The sequence below is a fragment of the Microbacterium testaceum genome, from assembly GCF_003075375.1.
Lineage (GTDB): Bacteria > Actinomycetota > Actinomycetes > Actinomycetales > Microbacteriaceae > Microbacterium > Microbacterium testaceum_E.
Genome location: NZ_QDFT01000091.1, coordinates 1 through 3,185, shown reverse-complemented (window position 1 = coordinate 3,185; position 3,185 = coordinate 1). Strand labels below are relative to the sequence as shown.

Here is a 3,185-nt window from a genome sequence, read left to right as displayed (position 1 = left end):
GTCGACGCGCGTCGAGTACCGCGCCCTGGACTCCGCGGCCAACCCGTACCTGTCGTACGCGCTCATGCTCGCCGCCGGCCTGAAGGGCATCGAAGAGGAGTACGAGCTGCCCGCCGAGGCCGAGGACAACGTGTGGTCGCTCAGCGACTCCGAGCGTCGCGCCCTCGGGTACGCGCCGCTGCCCGCGAGCCTCGACCACGCCCTCGAGTACCTCGAGGAGTCCGAGCTGGTCGCCGAGACCCTGGGCGAGACGGTCTTCAAGTACGTGCTGCTCAACAAGCGTCGCGAGTGGCAGCAGTACCGTGCCCAGGTGACGCCGTTCGAGCTGGCGAGCAACCTCGAAGCACTCTGACGGCCGACCGATGACCTCGGGCGACCGCTCCACCGCGCTCACCGCCCTCGCCCGCACCGGCTTCTCGCGCCTCACCGAAGCAGACACCCTGCTCGGTGAGCTCGAGGAGTCGGTCGGCGTCGGTCGAGCGGATGCCATGCAGCTCGCGCAGCGCGTGGCCGACCCCGATCGCGCGCTCTTCGCCGTCCTGCAGGTCGCCCGCCGGGATCCGGCCGCGGTCCGTGCGGCGGCGGCCGACGCCGGAGCGTGGCGTGCCCTGTGGGACGTCGTGGGCGCCTCCGACGGCTTCGCCGAGTTCTACCTGCGTCATCCCGACGAACTCGTCCACCTCTCGGGCGCGGGACTCACGCTGCCCGACGAGCCGACCATGCGCGCCGAACTGCTCGACTCCGTCGGCGACGTCGAGGGTTTCGCGACGGACTCCTCGGATGCCGCATGGGTCGCGCTGCGCGTGCGGTACCGGCGCCTGCTGGCCCGCATCGCCGCGTACGACCTCGGCCAGGACGACCCGGCGGCGGCGATCGACGTCGTCTCGGCCTCGCTCGCCGATCTGGCCGGAGCGGCCCTCGAGGCCTCGCTGAGCGTCGCGCGCTCGCGCGTGGCATCCCCGGGACCGGGAACGTTCCCGCGCGAGCAGGTCGCAGCGACGCGATTCGCCATCATCGCGATGGGCAAGACCGGGGCTCGCGAGCTCAACTACGTCAGCGACGTCGACGTGATCTTCGTCGGTGGGTCGGCGGACGAAGAGGTCGTCTCCGAGGCCCGCGCGATCGACATCGGCACCCGCCTCGCGGTGCAGACGATGCGGGGGATCTCGGGCGTCGAGATCGAGCCGCCCCTCTGGGAGGTCGACCCCAACCTGCGTCCCGAGGGAAAGCAGGGGGCGCTGGTGCGCAGTCTCGCCTCGCACCGCCAGTACTACGACCGGTGGGCGAAGAGCTGGGAGTTCCAGGCTCTGCTCAAGGCGCGGGCGATCGCGGGAGATGCGACGCTCGGCGCCGAGTACGTCGCGGCCGTCCAGCCGCTCGTCTGGCACAGCGCGGCACGCGAGAACTTCGTCGAGGGCGTGCAGCGCATGCGCGAGCGCGTCACCGATCACATCCCCGCGTCCGAGGTGAACCGTCAGCTCAAGCTCGGGCCCGGCGGCATCCGAGATGTCGAGTTCACCGTGCAGCTGCTCCAGCTCGTGCACGGGCTGAGCGACGAGCGCATCCGGCAGCGCGGCACACTCGAGGCGCTCGACGCGCTGGTCGCCGAGGGCTACATCGGCCGATCCGAGGCCGAGGCCTTCGCGCGCGACTACCGGCTCCTGCGTCTGCTCGAGCACCGCCTGCAGCTGCGCGGGCTGCGTCGCACGGCGCTGCTGCCCGAGAAGGACGACGACCTGCGCGTGCTCGCGCGAGCGTCGCGTCTGGCGGATTCGGCATCCGGAGTCCAGGCGGTGTGGGAGGGCATCAAGCGCGAGGTCCGCGACATCCACGTGCGCCTGTTCTACCGCCCGCTGCTCTCGGCCGTCGCGGCGCTGCCCGAGGGCGAGCGGACCCTGTCCACCGCTCAGGCGCGCGACCGACTCGCGGCCATCGGCTTCCGCGATCCGGCGGGGGCGCTGCGGCACATCGCCGCGCTCACGAGCGGCCTGAGCCGCAAGGCGTCGATCCAGCGCCACCTCATGCCCGTGATGATCCGGTGGTTCGCGGACGGTGTCGATCCCGACTACGGGCTGCTGGTGTTCCGCCGCATCAGCGAGCGACTGGGCAACACCCCGTGGTTCCTGCGGATGCTGCGCGACTCGGCGGGGGCGGCCGAGAGCCTGACCCGCGTGCTGTCCGGCTCGCGTTACATCGGCGAGCTGATGGAATGGATCCCCGAATCCGTCGCGTGGCTCGACGACGATGCGCTGCTGCGGCCGCGTTCCGGCAAGGCGCTCGAGGACGAGGCGCGCGCAATCCAGACGCGCTGGGACGACATCGACGACGCGATGCGCTCGGTGCGCGCGCTGCGCCGTCGCGAGATGCTGCGCGTCGCCATGGCGGCGGTCCTGGGCACCGTGTCGCTCGAGGAGCTCTCGGACGCTCTGACGACCATCACCGAGGTCACGATCCAGGCGACGCTGCGGGCCGTGCGTCGCGTCGTGGTTCCGCCCGAGGACGACGACCTCGACTTCGCGGTCATCGCGATGGGCCGGTTCGGCGGCCGCGAGATCGGCTTCGGCTCGGATGCCGACGTGATGTACGTCTATCGCGCCAACGGCCTCGACCCGCAGCGCGCGAGCCACCTCGCCCTCAAGCTCGTCGCGGGGCTGCGCGAGCAGTCCGAGGACCACCGCCTGCCGCTCGACCTCGACGCCGAGCTGCGCCCCGAGGGACGCAGCGGGCCCCTCGCGCGTTCGCTCGACGCCTACGCGGAGTACTACCGGCGCTGGTCGCTGTCGTGGGAGGCGCAGGCTCTCCTGCGCGCCCGCGGGGTCGCGGGAAGCGTCAAGCTCATCCGCGCGTTCCTGGAGCTCGCCGACGAGGTGCGCTACCCCGTCTCGGCCGACCAAAACGGCCTGCGCGAGATCCGCCGCATCAAGGCGCGCGTCGAGAACGAGCGTCTGCCGCAGGGCGCCGATCCCGCCCGACACCTCAAGCTCGGCCCCGGCTCGCTCAGCGACGTCGAGTGGCTGGTGCAGCTGCTGCAGTTGCAGCACGCACGGCAGGTGCCGGCGATGCGCACGACGTCGACGCTGGGGGCTCTGGATGCCGCGGCCGAGGCCGGACTGATCGAGCACGACGCGGCCGACAAGCTCGCGGCCGCCTGGCACCTGGCGAGTCGCCTGCGCTCGGCGAACACG

At 71.9% G+C, this 3,185-nt stretch carries 1 protein-coding gene and 1 pseudogene; both read left to right on the top strand.

Features of this window, described 5'->3' with window-relative positions:
* Positions 1-352: pseudogene (locus DC432_RS15955) on the top strand (glutamine synthetase); the annotation flags it as partial.
* A gap of 10 nt (positions 353-362) precedes the next feature.
* A partial coding sequence (locus tag DC432_RS15950; protein WP_116538670.1) for a bifunctional [glutamine synthetase] adenylyltransferase/[glutamine synthetase]-adenylyl-L-tyrosine phosphorylase occupies positions 363-3,185 on the top strand: 2,823 nt, incomplete at its 3' end.